At 67.4% G+C, this 18487-nt stretch carries 16 protein-coding genes; 12 read left to right on the top strand and 4 right to left on the bottom strand.

Translation table 11 applies throughout. The features are described 5' to 3' along the window. Positions 1-15 precede the first annotated feature (15 nt). From fdhF to ABT392_RS22300, 3 genes are read left to right on the top strand one after another with little or no spacing between them, the layout of a single operon-like run. Entirely contained in the window at positions 16-2904 is a 2889-nt protein-coding gene (gene fdhF / locus ABT392_RS22310; RefSeq protein WP_395384480.1) for a formate dehydrogenase subunit alpha, read from the top strand. 4 nt (positions 2905-2908) lie between these two features. Continuing rightward, the gene (fdhD, locus tag ABT392_RS22305) at positions 2909-3775 is read left to right on the top strand and encodes a formate dehydrogenase accessory sulfurtransferase FdhD (RefSeq protein ID WP_395384481.1); all 867 of its coding nucleotides are present in this window, start codon (positions 2909-2911) and stop codon (positions 3773-3775) included. Further along, the gene (locus tag ABT392_RS22300; protein ID WP_334277432.1) at positions 3765-3989 is read left to right on the top strand and encodes a formate dehydrogenase subunit delta; all 225 of its coding nucleotides are present in this window, start codon (positions 3765-3767) and stop codon (positions 3987-3989) included. Before fdhD ends, ABT392_RS22300 begins: the two co-directional genes overlap by 11 nt. Before the next feature lie 23 nt (positions 3990-4012). On the opposite strand, the gene ABT392_RS22295 is transcribed toward ABT392_RS22300, so the two are convergent. Further along, entirely contained in the window at positions 4013-5065 is a 1053-nt protein-coding gene (locus ABT392_RS22295; RefSeq protein ID WP_334277433.1) for a serine hydrolase domain-containing protein, read from the bottom strand. 3 nt (positions 5066-5068) lie between these two features. Continuing rightward, positions 5069-6214 (bottom strand): NAD-dependent epimerase/dehydratase family protein, encoded by a 1146-nt coding sequence (locus ABT392_RS22290; RefSeq protein ID WP_395384482.1) that lies wholly within the window; start codon positions 6212-6214, stop codon positions 5069-5071. Between the two features lie 103 nt (positions 6215-6317). Between ABT392_RS22290 and ABT392_RS22285 the strand changes: the two genes are divergently transcribed. Further along, complete coding sequence (locus tag ABT392_RS22285) at positions 6318-7145, top strand: alpha/beta fold hydrolase (protein WP_395384483.1); 828 nt, start codon at positions 6318-6320, stop codon at positions 7143-7145. On the opposite strand, the gene ABT392_RS22280 is transcribed toward ABT392_RS22285, so the two are convergent. Both ABT392_RS22280 and ABT392_RS22275 read right to left on the bottom strand, forming a co-directional pair. Beyond that, entirely contained in the window at positions 7121-9121 is a 2001-nt protein-coding gene (locus ABT392_RS22280) for an OPT family oligopeptide transporter (RefSeq protein ID WP_395384484.1), read from the bottom strand. The two genes, ABT392_RS22285 and ABT392_RS22280, sit on opposite strands and share 25 nt — an antisense overlap. A 137-nt stretch (positions 9122-9258) precedes the next feature. Next, on the bottom strand, positions 9259-9825 hold the full coding sequence (locus tag ABT392_RS22275) for a hypothetical protein (RefSeq protein WP_334277437.1): 567 nt from the start codon (positions 9823-9825) through the stop codon (positions 9259-9261). A 146-nt stretch (positions 9826-9971) separates the two neighbouring features. Here ABT392_RS22275 and ABT392_RS22270 point away from each other — a divergent pair, with 146 nt between their 5' ends. From ABT392_RS22270 to ABT392_RS22235, 8 genes are all read left to right on the top strand, one after another. Then, complete coding sequence (locus tag ABT392_RS22270) at positions 9972-10280, top strand: antibiotic biosynthesis monooxygenase family protein (protein ID WP_334277438.1); 309 nt, start codon at positions 9972-9974, stop codon at positions 10278-10280. Positions 10281-10544: 264 nt separating this feature from the next. Continuing rightward, positions 10545-11087, top strand: a complete 543-nt coding sequence (locus tag ABT392_RS22265; RefSeq protein WP_334277439.1) for a DUF7482 domain-containing protein — start codon at positions 10545-10547, stop codon at positions 11085-11087. Between the two features lie 166 nt (positions 11088-11253). Continuing rightward, on the top strand, positions 11254-12528 hold the full coding sequence (locus ABT392_RS22260; protein ID WP_395384485.1) for an efflux RND transporter periplasmic adaptor subunit: 1275 nt from the start codon (positions 11254-11256) through the stop codon (positions 12526-12528). Between the two features lie 31 nt (positions 12529-12559). Then, entirely contained in the window at positions 12560-13282 is a 723-nt protein-coding gene (locus ABT392_RS22255) for an ABC transporter ATP-binding protein (RefSeq protein WP_334277441.1), read from the top strand. Positions 13283-13306: 24 nt separating this feature from the next. Continuing rightward, positions 13307-14620, top strand: a complete 1314-nt coding sequence (locus ABT392_RS22250) for a TolC family outer membrane protein (protein ID WP_395384486.1) — start codon at positions 13307-13309, stop codon at positions 14618-14620. Beyond that, complete coding sequence (locus tag ABT392_RS22245) at positions 14617-15918, top strand: ABC transporter permease (RefSeq protein ID WP_334277443.1); 1302 nt, start codon at positions 14617-14619, stop codon at positions 15916-15918. Before ABT392_RS22250 ends, ABT392_RS22245 begins: the two co-directional genes overlap by 4 nt. Positions 15919-15928: 10 nt before the next feature. Beyond that, entirely contained in the window at positions 15929-17161 is a 1233-nt protein-coding gene (locus tag ABT392_RS22240) for an ABC transporter permease (RefSeq protein ID WP_334277444.1), read from the top strand. 12 nt (positions 17162-17173) lie between these two features. Then, positions 17174-18475 carry an ABC transporter permease gene (locus ABT392_RS22235; RefSeq protein ID WP_334277445.1) on the top strand — a complete coding sequence of 434 codons (1302 nt, stop codon included), beginning with the start codon at positions 17174-17176 and terminating at the stop codon, positions 18473-18475. Positions 18476-18487: the final 12 nt, after the last annotated feature.

Genomic DNA, 18487 nt, shown 5'->3' with positions numbered 1-18487 from the left:
GCCAGGAAAAAGAACATGCTCGATTCCGTGAAACAAGCCGACATCGACCACGGCACACCCCGCCGTGAATCCACCGACACCGTGAAGCTGGAGATCGACGGCTTCGAAGTGGCCGTGCCCAAGGGCACCTCGCTGATGCGCGCGGCCATCGATGCGGGCATCCAGGTACCCAAGCTCTGCGCGACCGACAGTCTGGAACCCTTCGGTTCCTGCCGGCTCTGCCTGGTCGAAATCGAAGGCCGCAAGGGCTACCCCGCCTCCTGCACGACGCCGGCCGAAGCGGGCATGAAGGTGCGCACGCAAAGCCCGAAGCTGCAAGCGCTGCGCAAGGGCGTGATGGAGCTCTACATCTCCGACCATCCGCTGGACTGCCTGACCTGCTCGGCCAATGGCGACTGCGAATTGCAGACGCAGGCCGGCGTCGTGGGCCTGCGCAATGTTCGCTACGGCGTGGGCGAGGCTGCGGGTGCGCATCACTGCGATGCTGCGAAAGACGAATCCAACCCCTATTTCACCTACGACCCCAGCAAGTGCATCGTCTGCAACCGCTGTGTGCGCGCCTGTGAAGAGACCCAAGGCACCTTCGCCTTGACGATCTCGGGCCGCGGCTTCGAGGCGCGCGTGTCACCAGGCCAGGACCAGCCCTTCATGGAATCCGAATGCGTCAGCTGCGGCGCCTGCGTGCAGGCCTGCCCGACCGCCACGCTGCAGGAGAAGACGGTCATCGAGCTCGGCCAACCCGAGCACAGCGTCATCACCACCTGCGCCTATTGCGGCGTGGGCTGCAGCTTCAAGGCCGAGATGAAGGGCACGCAAGTCGTGCGCATGGTGCCCTGGAAGGACGGCAAGGCCAACGAGGGCCACAGCTGCGTGAAGGGTCGCTTCGCCTGGGGCTATGCCACCCATGCAGACCGCATCACCAGGCCGATGATCCGCGCGTCGATCGACGACCCGTGGCAGGAGGTGAGCTGGAGAGCGGCGCTCACGCATGCGGCCAGCGAGTTCCGCCGCCTCCAGGCCAAGTACGGCAAGGATGCCATCGGCGGCATCACCTCCTCGCGCTGCACCAACGAAGAAACCTATCTGGTGCAGAAGCTGATACGCGCGGCCTTCGGCAACAACAATGTCGACACCTGCGCCCGCGTCTGCCATTCACCGACCGGCTATGGCCTGGGCCAGACGCTCGGCACCTCGGCCGGCACGCAGACCTTCGAGTCGGTCGACAAGGCCGACGTGATCATGGTGATCGGCGCAAACCCGACCGACGGCCATCCGGTGTTCGCCTCGCGCATGAAGAGGCGACTGCGCGCCGGCGCCCGGCTGATCGTGGTCGATCCGCGCCGCATCGACATCGTCCGCTCGCCCCACATCCAGGCCGAGCACCATCTGCAATTGCGCCCCGGCACCAACGTGGCGGTGATCACGGCGATGGCGCATGTCATCGTCACCGAAGGGCTGGTGGCTGAGGCGTTTGTCGCCGAGCGTTGCGATGCCAAGTCCTTCGCCGACTGGCGCGCGTTCGTGGCCAAGCCGGAAAACTCCCCCGAGGCGCTGCAAGACGCTTCCGGCGTACCAGCGGCAGAGCTGCGCGCTGCCGCACGGCTCTATGCAACGGGTGGCAATGCAGCCATCTATTACGGCCTGGGCGTCACCGAGCACAGCCAGGGTTCGACCATGGTGATGGGCATCGCCAACCTCGCCATGGCCACCGGCAATATCGGCCGCGAAGGCGTGGGCGTGAACCCGCTGCGCGGCCAGAACAATGTGCAGGGCAGCTGCGACATGGGCAGCTTCCCGCATGAGCTGCCGGGCTACCGCCATGTGTCGGACAGCACCGTGCGCGCCAGCTTCGAGGCGGCCTGGGGCGTGGAGATCAACCCGGAGCCGGGCCTGCGGATTCCGAACATGTTCGACGCGGCCATCGCCGGCAGCTTCAAGGGCCTGTACTGCCAGGGCGAGGACATCGTGCAGTCCGACCCCAACACCCAGCATGTGTCGGCCGCGATGCGGGCGATGGAATGCGTGGTCGTGCAGGACATCTTCCTGAACGAGACCGCCAAGTACGCGCATGTCTTCCTGCCGGGTTCCTCGTTCCTGGAGAAGGACGGCACCTTCACCAATGCCGAACGCCGCATCTCGCGCGTTCGCAAGGTCATGCCGCCGCTGGCCGGCCTGGCCGATTGGGAAGTGACGGTGCGCCTTGCGAATGCGCTGGGCTACCCGATGGCCTACCAGAACCCGCAGGAAATCATGGCCGAGATCGCCGCGCTGACGCCCAGCTTCAGCGGTGTCAGCTACGAGAAGATCGAACGCTTTGGCAGCGTGCAATGGCCTTGCAACGACAGCACCGCTGAAGCCGGCACGGCCATCATGCATGTGGACCGTTTCGTGCGGGGCAAGGGCCGCTTCTTCATCACGCAGTACCTGCCCACCGATGAAAAGGTCACGCGCAAGTTCCCGCTGCTGCTGACCACCGGCCGCATCCTGAGCCAGTACAACGTCGGCGCGCAGACCCGCCGCACCGAGAACAATCGCTGGCACAGCGAAGACCGGCTGGAACTGCATCCGCACGACGCCGAAGAGCGCGGCATCAAGAACGACGACTGGGTCAGCATCAGGAGCCGCGCCGGCGAGACGGTGCTGCGCGCCACCATCACCGAGCGCATGCAGCCGGGCGTGGTCTACACCACCTTTCATTTCCCGGAGTCGGGCGCCAATGTGGTCACGACCGAAAACTCCGACTGGGCAACCAACTGCCCCGAGTACAAGGTGACGGCGGTGCAGGTGATGCCGGTGCAGCAGCCGGGGCATCTGTCGGCCTGGCAAATTGAGAACCAGCGCTTCGTGAGGGAGCAGCAGGATCTTCTGGACGCACGTGCAGAAGCTTCGGCGGCCGGGGATTGAAGCCATGCCCTTGAGAGCAAAGCGGCCCGCGGTCGCGGTCGAAGCCTGTCAAGGCGCACGCTCCTTGCCGGTGCGCGGCGTGCGCGCGGGCCTGAGCTTCGAGCAGCAGGACTGGGTGGCCGAGGAAGTGCCGGTGGCGCTGGAGTTCAATGGCGTCTCGCATGCGGTGATGCTGGCCACGCCGCTGGACCTGGAAGACTTCGCCCTGGGCTTCTCTCTCACCGAAGGTCTTCTGCAAGGCGCGGAGCAGCTCTACTCGGTCGAAGAAGAAGCGTCCGAACTCGGCATCACGCTGCACTGCGAAATTGCCAGCGAAGCCTTCGCCCGATTGAAGGAGCGCCGCCGCAGCATGGCCGGCCGCACCGGCTGCGGCCTTTGCGGCACCGAGAGCCTGGCGCAAGTGGCGCGCGAGCTGCCGCCACTTCAGGCCGGTCATCCCCTGAGCCGGGGCGCCATTGCCCGCGCCATGGCCCAGCTCAACGAGCAGCAGGCCTTGCAGCAGGTCACCGGCGCCGTGCACGCGGCCGCCTGGTGCACAACCCGCGGTGAGGTGCAATGGCTGCGCGAAGACGTGGGCCGCCACAACGCACTGGACAAGCTGATCGGCGCGCTCGTCCGGGATCGGGTCGATGTGCGCCAAGGCTTCATCGCCATCACCAGCCGCGCGAGTTTCGAGATGGTGCAGAAGGCCGCCTTTGCCGGCGTGCCGCTGCTGGCGGCCGTTTCAGCCCCCACCTCATTCGCCGTGGCCACGGCCGAGCGGGCCGGCATGACCCTGGTCGGCTTCGCCCGCGAGCAAGACCTGGTGGTCTATTGCCACGCCGAGCGCCTGGCCCTGCAGGACGAGCAGAATCCAAGCCATGCAAATTGACAAACTGGTCTCGATGGCCAACCAGATCGGCAGCTTCTTTGCCGCCATGCCCGACCACCAGGAGGCGCTGGACGGCATTGCCAACCACCTCAAGAAATTCTGGGACCCGCGGATGCGGCGCGAGCTGCTCGCCCATGTCGACGCAACAGCCGACAGCGGCCTCATGCCCCTGGTGCTGGAGGCCCTGGGGCGGCACCGCGCGATGCTGGGCTGAGCCGAGCGCCGACCCTTGCGTGCTCAGGGCCGGCGCGGCAGCCGCGCCCCGTGCACGAGCCGGATCAGCTGAACCAGGTCGCCGTCATTGAAGCGATAGTCCTCGCGTTCGGTATCGACGCGATGCACCATCACCAGGCCATGCCTGGGATAGACGCCGAGCATGTGCACGCCGGCGCCGGTGTGGAAGAACGAGGGGCGCTCGTTCCCCGGCTCAGGCACCAGCACGTCCCACAAGAGCCCGTAGGCCAAACCCCAGCGCGGCTCGATGATGGAGATCGGCTGCGTGCTGCGGTCCACCCAGCTCGCGGGAATCAGTTGGCGGCCCTGCCACTGCCCGCGCTGCAGCCACAGCTGGCCATAGAGCGCAAGGTCGTGTGCCGAGAGGCGCAGGTGATAGGCCCGGTAGCGTGAGCGATCGGGTTCCAGCTGGTAGAAGCCATCGACCTCGGGCTGCTCTCGTTCACCGACCTTGCCCTGGTAGTCCAGCATGCCCAGGGGTTCAGCGATATCGCTCCGGAATGCGTCGTAGATGCGCCGGCCACTGGCTTTCTCGAACAGGAAGCCAGCGACGTTGAAATCCCAGTTGTTGTAGTAATAACGCTCACCAGGCGCAGCACTGTGGCGGGCGGGCCTCCCGGCCGCCATGCCGGCAGACTCGGCGGCTGCCGGCAGATAGACGCCGGAACGCGAGGCCAGGAGGTCGACGACACGGGCCTTCTTCTCGGCGGCACTCAGTGGCGTGTCGTCATCGATGCCAAGCTGCTCGAGCGTGGCATCCAGCTCGATTTGCCCGCGCGATTCGGCGATGCCGATCAGGCTGCTCAGCAAGGCCTTGCGCATTGAATGCACAAGCCGCTTCCTTCTGATGTCGCCCCATTCGAAGAAGACCTTGCCATCGTGCAGGAGCAGGAGCGATTCGGAGCCGGACTTCCCCAGGAACTCGGGCAGCGCCGCCAGCTTCTCCTTGGAGTAGCCGGCAGCGTCGGGCGTGATGCGCTGGAACGCATCGGCGCGGGCGAATGACGAGGGCAGCAACAGTGCAAGCGTCAGCAGCGCTGCATGCCGCCTCTTCATCGCTCAGGCCCCGAGCTTGGCCAACAGCTCGGCCTCGCGCTCCGGCTTCAGGCCGGCACGCAGCGGGCCGTTGCGCCGCTTCTCGTCCAGCGTGGCCCACCAGGCAAGGTAGTCGGTCGTCGTCTGGCCCACTCTGCGGAAAGTGAGGCCCGCCTTCACCGCACGCGCATTGCTGCGGCGGTGAAAGCCGGCGGTCTCGCCGCCGCCGGGCACCCAGACCGGCAGGTCCATCCAGGCGCCGACCTTGTTCTCCTCGAGAAACTTCTCGGAGGCCTCGACGAACTGGGCCTTGTTGCCCACCGCCTCGTTGATGCCCTTGAGCATGGCGCCCATGCTCATCTCGCCGGCCGGACCAAAGGCGTTGAAGTCACCGAACGTGCGTTGCTCGGCCATGCGAATCGCCCATTCGGCGAGGTCACGGCCATCGATGAACTTGACCGGGTCCTGCAGCGGCGGGACCAGGGTCTTGCCGCCGCGCTGCAGGCGGTGGGGCCAGTAGCTGAAGCGGTCGGTCTCGTCACCCGGGCCGACGATCAGGCCGGGGCGGATCACCGTGGTCATGCCCGCAAAATGCTTGTGCGCCTCGTCTTCGCTCAGCGCCTTCAAGGGGCCGTAGAGCGCCATGTTCTTGCGCAGGTCGGCCGTGGTTTCCTTCATCGCGTCGGCGCCCTTGTAGACGGCGCGGGCGCCGGTCTCGTCTTCGCCGGGCTTGCCATTGCTCTCGTAGACCGAGACCGTGGAGATGAAGATGTAGTGCTTGACGTTGCCCTTGAGCACCGCGGCGGCATCACGCACCCAGAAGGGCACGCTGGTCGGGTTGTCGATGCAGACATCCCATTGCCGGCCCTTCAGGGATTCGTAGTTGTTGACGTCGCGATCGCCGGTCAGCTCTTCCACCGCGGCCGGCCATTCCTTCGGACGGCGGCCGCGGTTGAACAAGGTGACCTTGTGGCCGCGCGACAGCGCATAGCGCACCTGGTGCGGGCCGGTGAAGCCGGTGCCACCGAGGATCAGGATGTTGAGTGGGCGTGGTGCCGCGCCGGCCTCAGTGCTCAGGCCAGCACTGGCCATGGCAGCCAGGCCAGCGGCCAGCAGGTCGCGACGCGGCAAGCCGGCGCCCTGTTCTCGATGCAGAAAAACTTGACGCATGTCGAATACTCCAGGTCATCGCGGGAACAAAATCAGGACCGACAAAGCATAGCCGCGACCACAAGGCCGGCTGAAGGTCAGGCCCGCCAGCGAAGGTTCATCCATGCCGCCGCCCTTGCTCGAACGCCACCAGGTTCGCATCATCGGGCGCCTCGACGCGCCGGACACGCTGGTATTCGTCCATGGCTTCGGCACCAGCCAGCAGGCCTGGCAAGCGGTGGCTCAGGCCTTCGAGTCCAGCCACCGGCTGGTGCTGCTCAACAATGCCGGCTGTGGCGCCGGGGCAGGGCTCGGCGCGCAGCGCCATCGCTACCTGAACCTGCGGGCCTATGCCGAAGACCTGGTAGCGATCGGCGCTGCCCTCGACCTGCAGGGCGCCACCCTGATCGGGCATTCGGCCGGCGCGATGATCTGCGCTCTGGCCGCCCTGCGGCAGCCAGCCTTGGTCCGGCGGCTGGTGCTCATCGGCGCTTCGCCACGCTACCTCGACGCCCCTGGTTATGTGGGCGGGTTCAGCGACGCCGACCTGAACGCGCTCTACCGTGCCGTGACCCTGAACTACGAGCAATGGGCCGAGGCCTTCGCGCCAGTGATGATGGGCAACCCGGACCGTCCGGCACTGGCGCTGCGCCTGGCCGATTCGATCAAGAGCATTCCCCCCGAGGACGCGCTGACGACGCTGTGCGCGATCTTCCAGTCAGACCATCGCGCCGACCTGGCGCAGCTGCGCCAGCCGACGCTGCTGATTCAGGCCCACGAGGATGCAGCCGTGCCCCTGTCCGTGGCCGAGTACATGCTGGACAAGATCCCGCACGCCCGGCTGGCCCTGATCGAGGCCGCCGGGCACCTGCCGCATGTCAGCGCCCCGCAGCAGGTGGTGGAGGCGATAGCCGACTTCCTGGCCGTTCAGCCTTTGGCCACTTCGCCCTGACGCAGGATCCAGCGGTAGACCACGAACACCACGGCAGCGAAGCCGACGCCGCCCAGCCAGACACCATAGTGTTCGGTGAACTCGCCGCCGACCAGCCCCAAGGGGAAGTCCTGGCCGGAGAACACCACCAGGGCCGCGATGATCACGCCCAGCAGGCCTTCGCCGACGATCATGCCGGAGGCCAGCAGCACACCCAGCTGCTTGCTGAACTCAGGCTTGGCGCTGCGCTCGGCGCGGCGTTCGTAGATGTGGCCGACGATGGCGCCGATGCTGATCATCAGCGTGGTCGAGGTCGGCAGGTAGATGCCCAGGCCCACGGCCAACGGCGGCATGCTGGCGCCCTTGACGTTCTTGCGCAGCAAGGCGTCGACCACGATCATCACCACGCCGATCAGGGCGCCGATGCCGATCAGGTTCCAGTTCAGGTCGCCCTGGATCACGCCCTTGGCCAGTGCCGAGATCAAGGCGGCCTGCGGTGCGGCCAGCGCCTTGGCGGGGTCGGCACCGGGAGCGCCGGTGAATCCATAAGCCTGGTTCAGGAGGTCCAGCACCGGCGGGATCACCAGCGCGCCGGCCACAACGCCGATGACCAGCGCCACCTGCTGGCGCCAGGGCGTGGCGTCCACCAGTTGGCCGGTCTTCAGGTCCTGCATGTTGTCGTTGGCGATCACGGCCACGGCAATCACCACGGCAGTGACGAACAGCGCAAAGGCCACCAGCGCCGGATGCAGCGAGGCAGGCACCAGCGGCTTGATCACCGACACCAGCAGGAGCGAGATGCCGATGACGACCAGGATGCCGACGCCCGACAGCGGGCTGTTCGACGAGCCGACCAGGCCGGCCATGTAGCCGCAGACGGCCGAGACGAAGAAGCTCATCAGCGCCACATAGGCGACGCCACCGATCACCAGCAGGCCGACCTGCTCACCCAGGCCGGCACCTTGGGCGAACTGGGCCAGGATGAAGCCGATCGGCAGCATGCAGACCGCGGTGATGGCAGCCACCCAGCCGATGGGAATGTCCTGTTCGGTGCGCGGCAGACTGGCGCCCTGGCCAGCCTTGCGCTTGCGGGAAGCGGCCATGGCCGCACGCAGGCCGGCGGTGACCGGCTGGGCCAGCTTGATCAGGGTCCAGATCGCGGCCACGCCGATGGCGCCGGCGCCGATATAGCGAACCTTTTCCTTCCACACCGTGACCGCCAGCTTGGCGGCCTCAGGGATGGCGCCATTGCTGGCGGCGTCCTGGAGGCCCGAGAAGTAGGGAACAGCGACGACCCAGGCAATCGCGGCACCCAAAAGCGAGGCGATACCTACCCACAGGCCCACCAGGTGGCCCACGGCCAACAGCGCGAACGACAGCGCAAAGGTGTAGCCGGTGGCGCCGCCACGGCCGCCCTCGCCGAGGCGGAAGAAGCGCTGCACTTCAGCCGCGAACAACTGCGAGGCGATCACCAGGCTGAAGCCGGCGGAGACCACAGCGCCGGTCAGGATGGCCATCAGCCCCTTGCGGTTCTCTTCAGCGGCCTGGCCGGCATCGGCTTCCTGGAAGCCGACCTTGAGCACCTCGGCGCAGGCCACGCCTTCCGGATAGGGCAGGTCGGAATCGGTCACCAGTGCGCGGCGCAGCGGGATCGAGTACATCACGCCCAGCACGCCACCGAGTGCGCAGATCGTCATCGTGGTCCAGTACGGGAAGCCGTTCCACCAGCCGACCATGATCAGGCCCGGCAGCACGAAGATCACCGAGGAGATCGCGCCGGCGCTGGATGCGACCGTCTGCACGATGTTGTTCTCTTCGATCGTGGTGTTCCTGAAGCGGCTCAGCAAGGCCATCGAGATCACGGCAGCCGGGATCGAGGTGGCGAAGGTCAGGCCGGCCTTGAGGCCGAAATAGACGTTGGCAGCGGTGAAGATGAAGGTGATGACGATGCCCAGAAGCAGGCCGCGTACGGTCAGCTCGCTGGGACGATCGGGCATGGTGTGGCTTGTGGTCACGGGCAGGCCTTGCTGGAGGTTGGTCTTGTGAGGCGCGCATGGTCGATGCGCGCGCGTCCCGCATCATCGGGACTCGGCGCGCATTGTGACTTGGTAGATGCCCGGGGCCGCGCGCGGCTTCAGCGGCCGGTGGTGATGGTTCCCAGCACGCCGGTGCTGGTGCAGTTGCCATTGGCGTCGCAATAGGTGCGCGAGCTGGAACGGGCGCCACCATTGCCGTTGCCCCTGGCCAGCCCCGGGCATTGCGCCAGGTTGAAGCTGGGCGGGCCGCCCTCGTAGCCGCCCATGCCTTGCGCCGTCACCCAATAGCGGGCCGGCAGCACCGGGGTCTGGCAGAGCATTTCCAGATAGGTCTTCTCGCCCACGGTGAGCTGGCGGCCATTCAGGAAGACACCCGAGCTGCCCTTGGAGGCATCGGTCTTCAGCGCACCACCCAGGGCCAGGCCGGGCAGCATCTGGCCGGCGATCGGCTGGCCTTCCAGGCCCCAGGCTCCGGACTGAGCGTCGTACCAGTAGCGCCCGGCGGCTATTGCCACCGGATAAGCCTGCTGCAGGGCGCGCAGGGTTTCGGGTTTGAGTTCGCTGCCGTTGACGAAGACGCCGGTGCCGGCCGCCAGGCCCGGCGTGGACGCAAGAACGAGCAGAACGAAAGCGACGCCGTCAGCCCCATTGCGTGCAATGCCCATGATGTGCTCCTGGCAACCATCCGAGCAGTCAGGATGCGCCGCTACTGGCGCGACGTCAATTCCGACATTCGGCGCAGCGCGCCTCGCAACACGCCATCGGCAGCGCGCTAGCATCTGCCTTCATTTCCCTCTTGCCCGAGTCCGCCATGATTCTTGAAGTCGCCGACATCCGCATCCTGCCCGGCCAGCAGGCCCCGTTCGAAGCCGCCATTCGCCAGGGCGTGGCCACGGTGATTTCGCAAAGCCCCGGCTTTCTGCGTTACCAGCTGCAGCGCGGCATCGAGTCGCCCGAGCGTTTCCTGCTCCTGATCGAATGGGCGACGCTGGAAAACCACACGGTGGACTTCCGCGGCGGCCCCTTGTTCGCCCAGTGGCGCGCCATCGTGGGGCCCTTCTTCGCCGAGCCGCCCAAGGTGGAACATTTCGAGGCCTCAGCCCCGCAATCGACGCCCTGAACCGGGGCCCGGTCTGGTCAATACCCCCCCTAGGAAAGATTCTTTACAGGCCAGCAATGGCAGGCGGCGCGAGGTCTGAGCAGAATCAGCTCATTCATCCCGTGATGTCGCCCGCCATGCACCTCGCTCTCACTCCCTCGCTGCGCCGCGCTGCCCCGCTGCTGAGCACGCTGGCGGTGGCCGTGCTGGCCGTCGGCGCCGCCTTGCTGCTGACGCTGCTGGCCTGAGCTGTAAGGTCGGCGCCGGCTGCTGCGACCTAGCGCCATGCGCCCATACATTCCTGCCATCGCTCTCAGGCTGCTGCACTGCCTGCCCCTCCTCGTTCTTGCCGCTTGCGCGGCGCCGGCGACGCACGTCGGCCTGCCCTTGCAGCAAGCCTGGTTCGAGGGCCTCAAGGTCGATTACGTCACCACCGACATTTCCGACGCCGCCATGGCTAGTGCAATGGGTGTCAACCATGTCCCGGCCCTGGCCCAGGCACTGGCGCCGGTCGCGCCAGGCCGGCCGCGCACGCCGGTCGAGCGGGTCTACAAGTTCGCCAATGGCGAGCAGCTGAGCATCTTCCCCTCGGTGCCCAGGCCCGTGGGTGGCGCCAACGCCGACGCCAGCTACAGCCCACTGTGGGCCCTGGTCGAGGTGCGCTGGAAGGCCGGTGCCACACCCAGGCTCTTGAGCTCCGAGGAGGCGCTGCTGGCCGCCGAGCAGGCCGGCCAGGTCGAGCTGCGCCACACCGGCATCGTGGTCAATTGCCCGGTGGTGCGCACGCCTGGTGGCGGGGCCCTGAGCGGCCTGCGCGACCTGCGCTGAGGCCGCGGTGACCGTCCGCCGGCGTCCGGCCGGCCGTCCACGACTGTCCGCGGACACATTGCCCGCCGGGTCGACGCGCCCAAGTGTTTGATTTTGCTCATGTTCTCCAGCATCGCCAGATGGCACGGCGCTTGCAAAAGCTGTCCCGACTTCCCCACGGACAGCCATGACGATTCGAGACACCTCCGCCACCGACCAGTTGCTCCCCGAGAAGAGCTTCACCCAACGCCGCGCCGTCTGGATAGGCGCCGGGGTCGCCACCCTCGCCGCCCTGTTCTTCCTGGCACCCGCCGCCAAGCGGATGCTGGCCTCCGACACCTCGGTCCAGTCCTCACGCCTGGCCCTGGCGCAAGTGCTGGTAGGCCCGCTGACCCGCGATGTGGCCGGCGAGGGCAAGGTCGTTGCCGCCAACAGCCCCACGCTCTACGCCGGCAACGCGGGCACGGTGACGCTGAAGATCCAGGCCGGCGACGCCGTCACCAAGGGTCAGGTCTTGCTCAGCCTGCAAAGCCCCGACCTGCTGGCCAAGCTGAACCAGGAAAAATCCAACGCCGATGCGCTGAAGAGTGAATGGCTGCGCGCCGAGGCGGACGCCCGACAGCAACGCGCCCAGGCGGCCAGCGGCCTCGAGACAGCCACCATCGCACAGAAGACCGCGCAGAACGACCTGCAGCGTCAGACCCAGGCCTATGCCGCCGGTGCCACGGCCGGCATGCAGGTGGACCTGGCGCGCGACGCCGTGGCCCGCGCCGACGTGGCGCTGAAGCAGGCCCGTGAGCTGCTGACGCTGAAGGACGATGCGCTGAAGTTCGAACTCGCCGCCAAGCGCCAGGCCTACGAGCGCCAGCAGCTGGTGGTCTCCGACCTGCAGCGCCAGCAGGAAGAGCTGTCGGTGCGCTCGCCCGTTGACGGCCAGGTCGGCCAGTTGTTCATCACCGACCGCATGAGCGTGGCCAAGGACGCCAAGCTCCTGACCGTCATCGACCTCAGCGCCCTCGAAGTGCAGATGCAGGTGGCGGAGAGCTTCGCCCGCGAACTGCAGGCTGGCATGCCGGGCGAGATCTCCGGCAATGGCAAGACCTGGAAGGGCCGCGTCAGCTCGATCTCGCCGGAAGTGGTCAACAACGAAGTCTCGGCGCGCCTGCGCTTCGAAGGCGAGCAGCCGGCCCAGCTGCGCCAGAACCAGCGCCTCTCGGTGCGCGTGCTGCTGGACCACCGCGAGAACGTGCTGCAAGTGGCTCGTGGCGCCTTCGTCGATGAAGGCGGTGGCCGCATCGCCTATGTGATCCAGGACGGCCAGGCCGTGCGCCGCCCCATCCGCCTGGGCGCGCAAAGCCTGTCGCAGGTCGAGGTGCTGGAAGGCCTGAAGCCCGGCGAGACCGTCGTCATCTCGGGCACCGAATTCTTCAAGGGCGCCGAGCGCGTCACCCTCAGCAACTGATCGATAGAACCATCACGTCCAAGGAAACACCATGCTGAAGATGCAATCCCTCTCCAAGGTCTACCGCACCGAGATGGTCGAGACCCACGCGCTGCGCGATTTCAACCTCGAAGTGAAGCAAGGCGAGTTTGTCGCCGTGACCGGCCCCTCGGGCTCGGGCAAGACCACCTTCTTGACCATCGCCGGTCTGCTGGAAGCCTTCACCGGCGGCAGCTACCTGCTCGATGGCGTGGACGTCAGCCGCATGAACGACGACCAGCGCAGCCGCCTGCGCAACCAGAAGATCGGCTTCATCTTCCAGGCCTTCAATCTGATTCCCGACCTGAACGTGCTGGACAACATCGAGGTGCCCCTGCGCTACCGCGGCATGAAGAGCGACGAGCGCCGCCGCCGCGCCCGCGAAGCGCTGGCGCGCGTGGGCCTCTCTGCCCGCGAGAAGCACTATCCGGCAGAGCTGTCCGGCGGCCAGCAGCAGCGCGTGGCGATTGCCCGCGCACTGGCAGGTGAGCCGCGCCTGCTGCTCGCCGACGAGCCGACCGGCAACCTCGACAGCCAGATGGCCCGCAGCGTGATGGACCTGCTGGAAGAGCTGCACCGCGACGGCGCCACCATCGTGATGGTGACCCATGACATGCAGCTCGCCGCCCGCGCCCAGCGCAATGTTCATGTGATGGACGGCCAGGTGGTCGACATGACCGCCGACCTGCAGCTCGAGCGCGCGATGCGAGACACCGCACACCACGCTGCAGCCTGAAGCCCGCCTTCTCTCTCTCTCACCATGCCGTCTCTGCTTCGTCACTCCGCCCTCGCCCTTGCCTGCCTGCTGGCGCTCCCTGCCCAGGCTGAGGATCTGCTGGAGGTCTATGCGCAGGCCCGCGCGGCCGACCCGCGTCTGGCGCAAGCCGGTGCCCGCCGCAGCATCCAGCAAGAGCTCGCTGTGCAGGCCCGCGCCGAACTGCTGCCCAGCTGGACAGCCAGCATCGGCGACACGCGCACGCAGCCGGGCGGTGCAGCGAGCCGCGGCATCTCGAGCAGCATCAGCCAGACGCTGATCGACCTGAGCCAGTGGAAGCGGCTCGATGCCGCCCAGGCTGAACTGTCAGCAGAAGACGCCCGCTGGCGCGCCGCCGAACAGCAGCTCTGCGCCCGCGTGGCGCTGGCCTACTTCGGCGTGCTGTCGGCCCAGGCCGCCTTGGCCACGGCCGAAGCGAACGAAGGCGCGTTCGCAGCCCAGGTTTCGCAGGCACAGACGCGCTTCGAGACCGGCCTGGCGGCGCAGATCGACGTCGAGCAGTCGCGCACCTTCCATGAGCTGGCCCGTGGCACCACGGTCCAGGCCCGTCAGAACCTGATGGACGCCCGCGAAGCGCTGGCCGAGATCACCGGTCGCATGCCGGGTGAACTGCGCCCCCTGATGCTTCAGCTGGATGTGATGCCGCCCGAGCCGGCCGACCCCGCCGCCTGGGTCGAGCGAGCGCTGGCCGGCAACCCCGAGCTGATCGCTGGCAAGGCGCAGCTGCAGGGCAGCGAGTACCGCGTCGATGCGGCCCGCTCGGCCCACCTGCCCACGCTCAGCGCCGGTGTGGAGAGTGACCGTCGCACCAGCGGCAGCGGCGTGCCGCCGCTGGACATCGGCCGAACCCAGCACCAGATCGCGGTGCGCCTCACCATTCCGCTGTTCGCCGGCGGCGCCACCGAATCGCAAAAGCGCCAGGCCATGTACCAGCGCGACAACCAGCGCGAGCAGGTCGAGATTGCCCGCCGCGCGCTGGTGCGTGAAACACAAGCCCAGTACCAGGCCGTGCTGGCCGGGCTGGCCCTGGTGCGCAGCAGCTCGGCGGCTGTTGCGGCTGCCGATCGCTCGCTCACCGCCACGCGTGCCGGCCAGCAACTGGGCACCCGCACGATGACCGACCTGCTGCTGGCCATCCAGGTGCAGGCGCAGGCCCAGATGGCGCAAACCCAGGCTCGCCACCGCTACGTTCTGGCCACGCTGCTGCTGCGCCAGGCCGCAGGCGCCCTGGGCGAAGCCGAGCTGGCCGCCGTCAACGCCTTGCTGCAACCCGCCGTGAGCGGAGGAGCCAAATCATGATGCTCGGCTACTACTTCGACCTGGCCCTGCGCGCCTTCAAGCGCAGCCGGGCCTTGAGCGCCCTGATGGTGCTGGGCCTGGGCCTGGGCATCGGCGCCTGCATGACGACGCTGTCCGTCTATCACGTGCTCTCCGGCGACCCGATGCCGGGCAAGAGTGACAGGCTCTTCAATGTGCAGCTCGATGCGCGTGGCATGGTCGGCTACAAGCCGGGCGGCGAGCCCAACCTGCAGCTTTCGCGCTTCGATGCCGAGGCCCTGCTGCGCGACAAGCGCGGTCTGCGCCAGGTGATGATGAGCGGCGGCCGGGTCTCGGTGCGGCCGGAGACCGGCAAGGCCTTCTTCCCCTCGTCCCGCTACACCTCGGCCGACTTCTTCACGATGTTCGAAACGCCGTTCGCCTTCGGCAGCGGCTGGGACGCTGCCGCCGACGCTGCCGCCGGCCGCGTGCTGGTGATCTCGCATGAGCTCAACGAGCGGCTTTTCGGTGGCGCCAACAGCGTGGGCAAGACGCTCACCGTCGGCAGCGTGGCCATGCAGATCCAGGGCGTGCTCAAGCCCTGGCGCCCGGCCCCGCACTTCTATGACCTGCACGTGGGCAATTACGCCAAGGCCGAGGACATCTACCTGCCCTTCGCCACGGCGGCGCAGCTGCGTTTCTCGCGCTCGGGCAATATGTCTTGCTGGGCCGAGGCACCGGGCGGCGACCCGCTCGCGCTCAATGCGCCCTGCGACTGGATTCAATACTGGGTCGAGCTGGCCAGCCCGGCGGAGGCCGCCGGCTATCGCGATTACCTGGTCCAGTACTCCGAGGCGCAGCGCAAGGCCGGGCGCTTCATGCGGCCCGCCAATGTGCGCCTGCGCACGGTGATGGAATGGCTGGCCCACCGCAAGGTGCTGCCCGGCGACATCCGCCTGCAGGTCTGGCTGGCCTTCGGCTTCCTGCTTGTGTGCCTGACCAATGCCGTGGGTCTCTTGCTGGCCAAGTGCCTGCGCCGCTCAGGCGAGATCGGCGTGCGCCGAGCCCTGGGCGCCTCGCGACGCGCCATCTTCTCGCAGTTCCTGGTCGAAGCCGGCGTGCTGGGCGCGGCCGGTGGCGTGCTGGGCCTGCTGCTGGCCTGGGGCGGCCTGTGGCTGGTGCGCCTGGGCCCGAGCGACTACGCCAGCCTGGCGCGCATGGACTGGGAAATGCTCGGCCTGACGCTGCTGCTGGCCTTCGTCGCCAGCCTGCTGGCGGGCCTGCTGCCCGCCTGGCGTGCTGCCAGCGTGACGCCCGCCCTGCAACTCAAGACCCAATAAGGAGGGCGCCATGGACCTGATGCCCATTCTCTCGACGCTGCGCCGCCACAAGACCGCGGCCGCGCTGATCGTGCTCGAGATTGCCCTGACCTGCACCATCGTCTGCAATGCCCTGCACCTGATCTCGCAGCGTGTGGCCGTGCTCAACAATGATCTCGGCATCCCGGAGTCGGAGTTGCTGGTGGTGGACCTGCGCGGCCTCACCAAGGTGGACAGCACCGACACCGACGCCGGCACGCAACGCGACCTGGCCGCCCTGCGCGCCCTGCCCGGCGTCCGGACGGCCATGATCGTGAACCAGGTACCCTACGGCGGGAACAACAACAGCAGCGGCGTCAGCCTCTCCCAGGACGAGCAAGCACAGCGCATCGAAGCTTCGCAGTACGAAAGCAGCGAGGGCATGATCAAGGGCCTCGACCTGAAGCTGGTCGAGGGTCGCGACTTCGAGCCGCAGGAGATGCTCAACGGCAGCGCCTTCCAGGGCAACAGCGAAGGCGTCAACATGCCGGCCGTCATCATCACGCGCACGCTGGCCAAGCGCCTGTTCCCGAACGAATCCGCGGTGGGCAAGCAAGTCTTTGTCTTCGGCGACAAGCCGCAGACCGTGGTCGGCGTGCTGGAACGCCTGAGCCCGCCGAGCCCCGCCCGCTTCACCGGCGACGACGGCAATGTCTCGATGCTGCTGCCGCTGCGGCCCTCGTATGCCGGCGGCAGCTATGTGATCCGCGTGGAATCGAGCCAGCGCGAAGCGATGCTGCAGAAGGTGGTCGCCACGCTGGAACAGCAGGATGCAAACCGGGTCGTCATCCGCCAGCGCCTGCTCAGCGACATGCGCGAGGAGTACTACAAGCAGGACCGCATGATGGTCTGGCTGCTGGGTGGCGTGTGCCTTGCGCTGCTGGTGGTCACGGCCCTGGGCATCGTCGGCCTGGCCAGCTTCTGGGTGCAGCAGCGCACACGGATGATTGGCACGCGGCGCGCGCTGGGCGCCACGCGCGGCCAGATCCTGCGCTACTTCCAGGCCGAGAACTTTCTGCTCAGCAGCGCCGGCATCGTGCTGGGCGTGGTCGGTGCGCTGGGCTTGAGTGCCGTGCTGATGCGCAACGCCGAGATCGCCGGCCTGCCCTGGAGCTACCTGCCGGTCGGCGCCCTGACGCTCTACCTGCTCGGCCAGCTCGCCGTGCTCGCGCCGGCCCGCCGCGCCGCCGCACTGCCCCCAGTGGCCGCGCTGCGCGGCAACTAAGAGGAAGACGAGATGATGATCAAGTATTACTTTGAACTCGCGCTGCGCAGCTTCCGGCGCAGCCCCGGGCTGACCGCGCTGATGCTCCTGACCATTGCCATCGGCGTGGGCGCCTGCATGACCACGCTGACGGTGTTCCATGTGCTGTCGGGCGACCCGATTCCGGCCAAGAGCGGGCAGCTCTTCAACATCCAGCTCGACGCCTTTGCCCTGCGCGGCTACAAGCCCGGCGACGAGCCTCCGCTGCAGCTGACCCGCTATGACGCCGAAGCGCTGATCCGCGAAGCGCGTGCCGACCGCCAGGTGATGATGACCGCCGGCGGCGTGGCAGTGGAGCTGGACGGCCAGAAGCCGACCTTCACCACGGCGCGCTACAGCACGGCCGACTTCTTCGCGATGTTCAATGTGCCGGTCCGCCTGGGCCGGACCTGGAACGCCGCCGACGACAAGGCTGCCGCCCGCGTGGTGGTGATCTCGGACAAGCTCAATGAGCAGCTGTTCGGCGGCGGTGATCCGCTGGGCAAGGTCATCCGCATCCGCGAGAAAGACCTGACCATCATCGGCGTGCTGGGCAAGTGGCGGCCGGTGCCGACCTTCTACGACATGACCATCGGCGCCTACCGCAATGCCGAAGACGTCTTCGTGCCCTTCACCACAGCGATGGACCTGAAGTTCGGTTCCATGGGCAATTTCAACTGCTGGGCCGAGCATGCGCCCAGCACCAGCCGCGACAGCGGCGCGCCCTGCGCCTGGATCCAGTACTGGGCCGAGCTCGGCACACCCGAGAAGGCCAGTGCCTACCACCAGTACCTGAAGGACTACTCGGAACTGCAGCGCAAGGCGGGCCGCTTCGAGCGCCCGACCAATGTGGGCTTCTACAAAGTGATGGACTGGTTGAACAAGCAGGAGGTCGTGCCCAGCGACATCAAGCTGCAGCTGTGGCTGGCCTTCGGCTTCCTGACCGTGTGCCTGGTCAACACCGTCGGGCTCCTGCTGGCCAAGTGCCTGCGCCGCTCGGGCGAGATCGGCGTGCGCCGCGCCCTGGGTGCGCCGCGTCGGCAGATCTTCCTGCAGTTCCTGGTCGAGGCGGGCAGCCTGGGCCTGGCTGGGGGCTTGCTGGGCCTCGTGCTCACGGGCCTCGGCCTTTGGGCGGTACGCAATGGCTCGGCAGACTACGCCGGCATGATCGAACTCGACACGGCGATGCTGCTCACCACCCTGGGCCTGGCCCTGCTGGCCAGCCTGGCCGCCGGCCTCCTGCCCGCCTGGCGCGCCACGCAGGTGACGCCGGCCCTGCAACTGAAGACCCAATAAAGGGAGCCGAGC

Origin of the sequence: Paucibacter sp. JuS9 (assembly GCF_044043925.2) — a bacterium.
Classification (GTDB): Bacteria; Pseudomonadota; Gammaproteobacteria; order Burkholderiales; family Burkholderiaceae_C; genus JAUASW01.
This window is presented reverse-complemented; position numbering and strand designations above follow the sequence as displayed.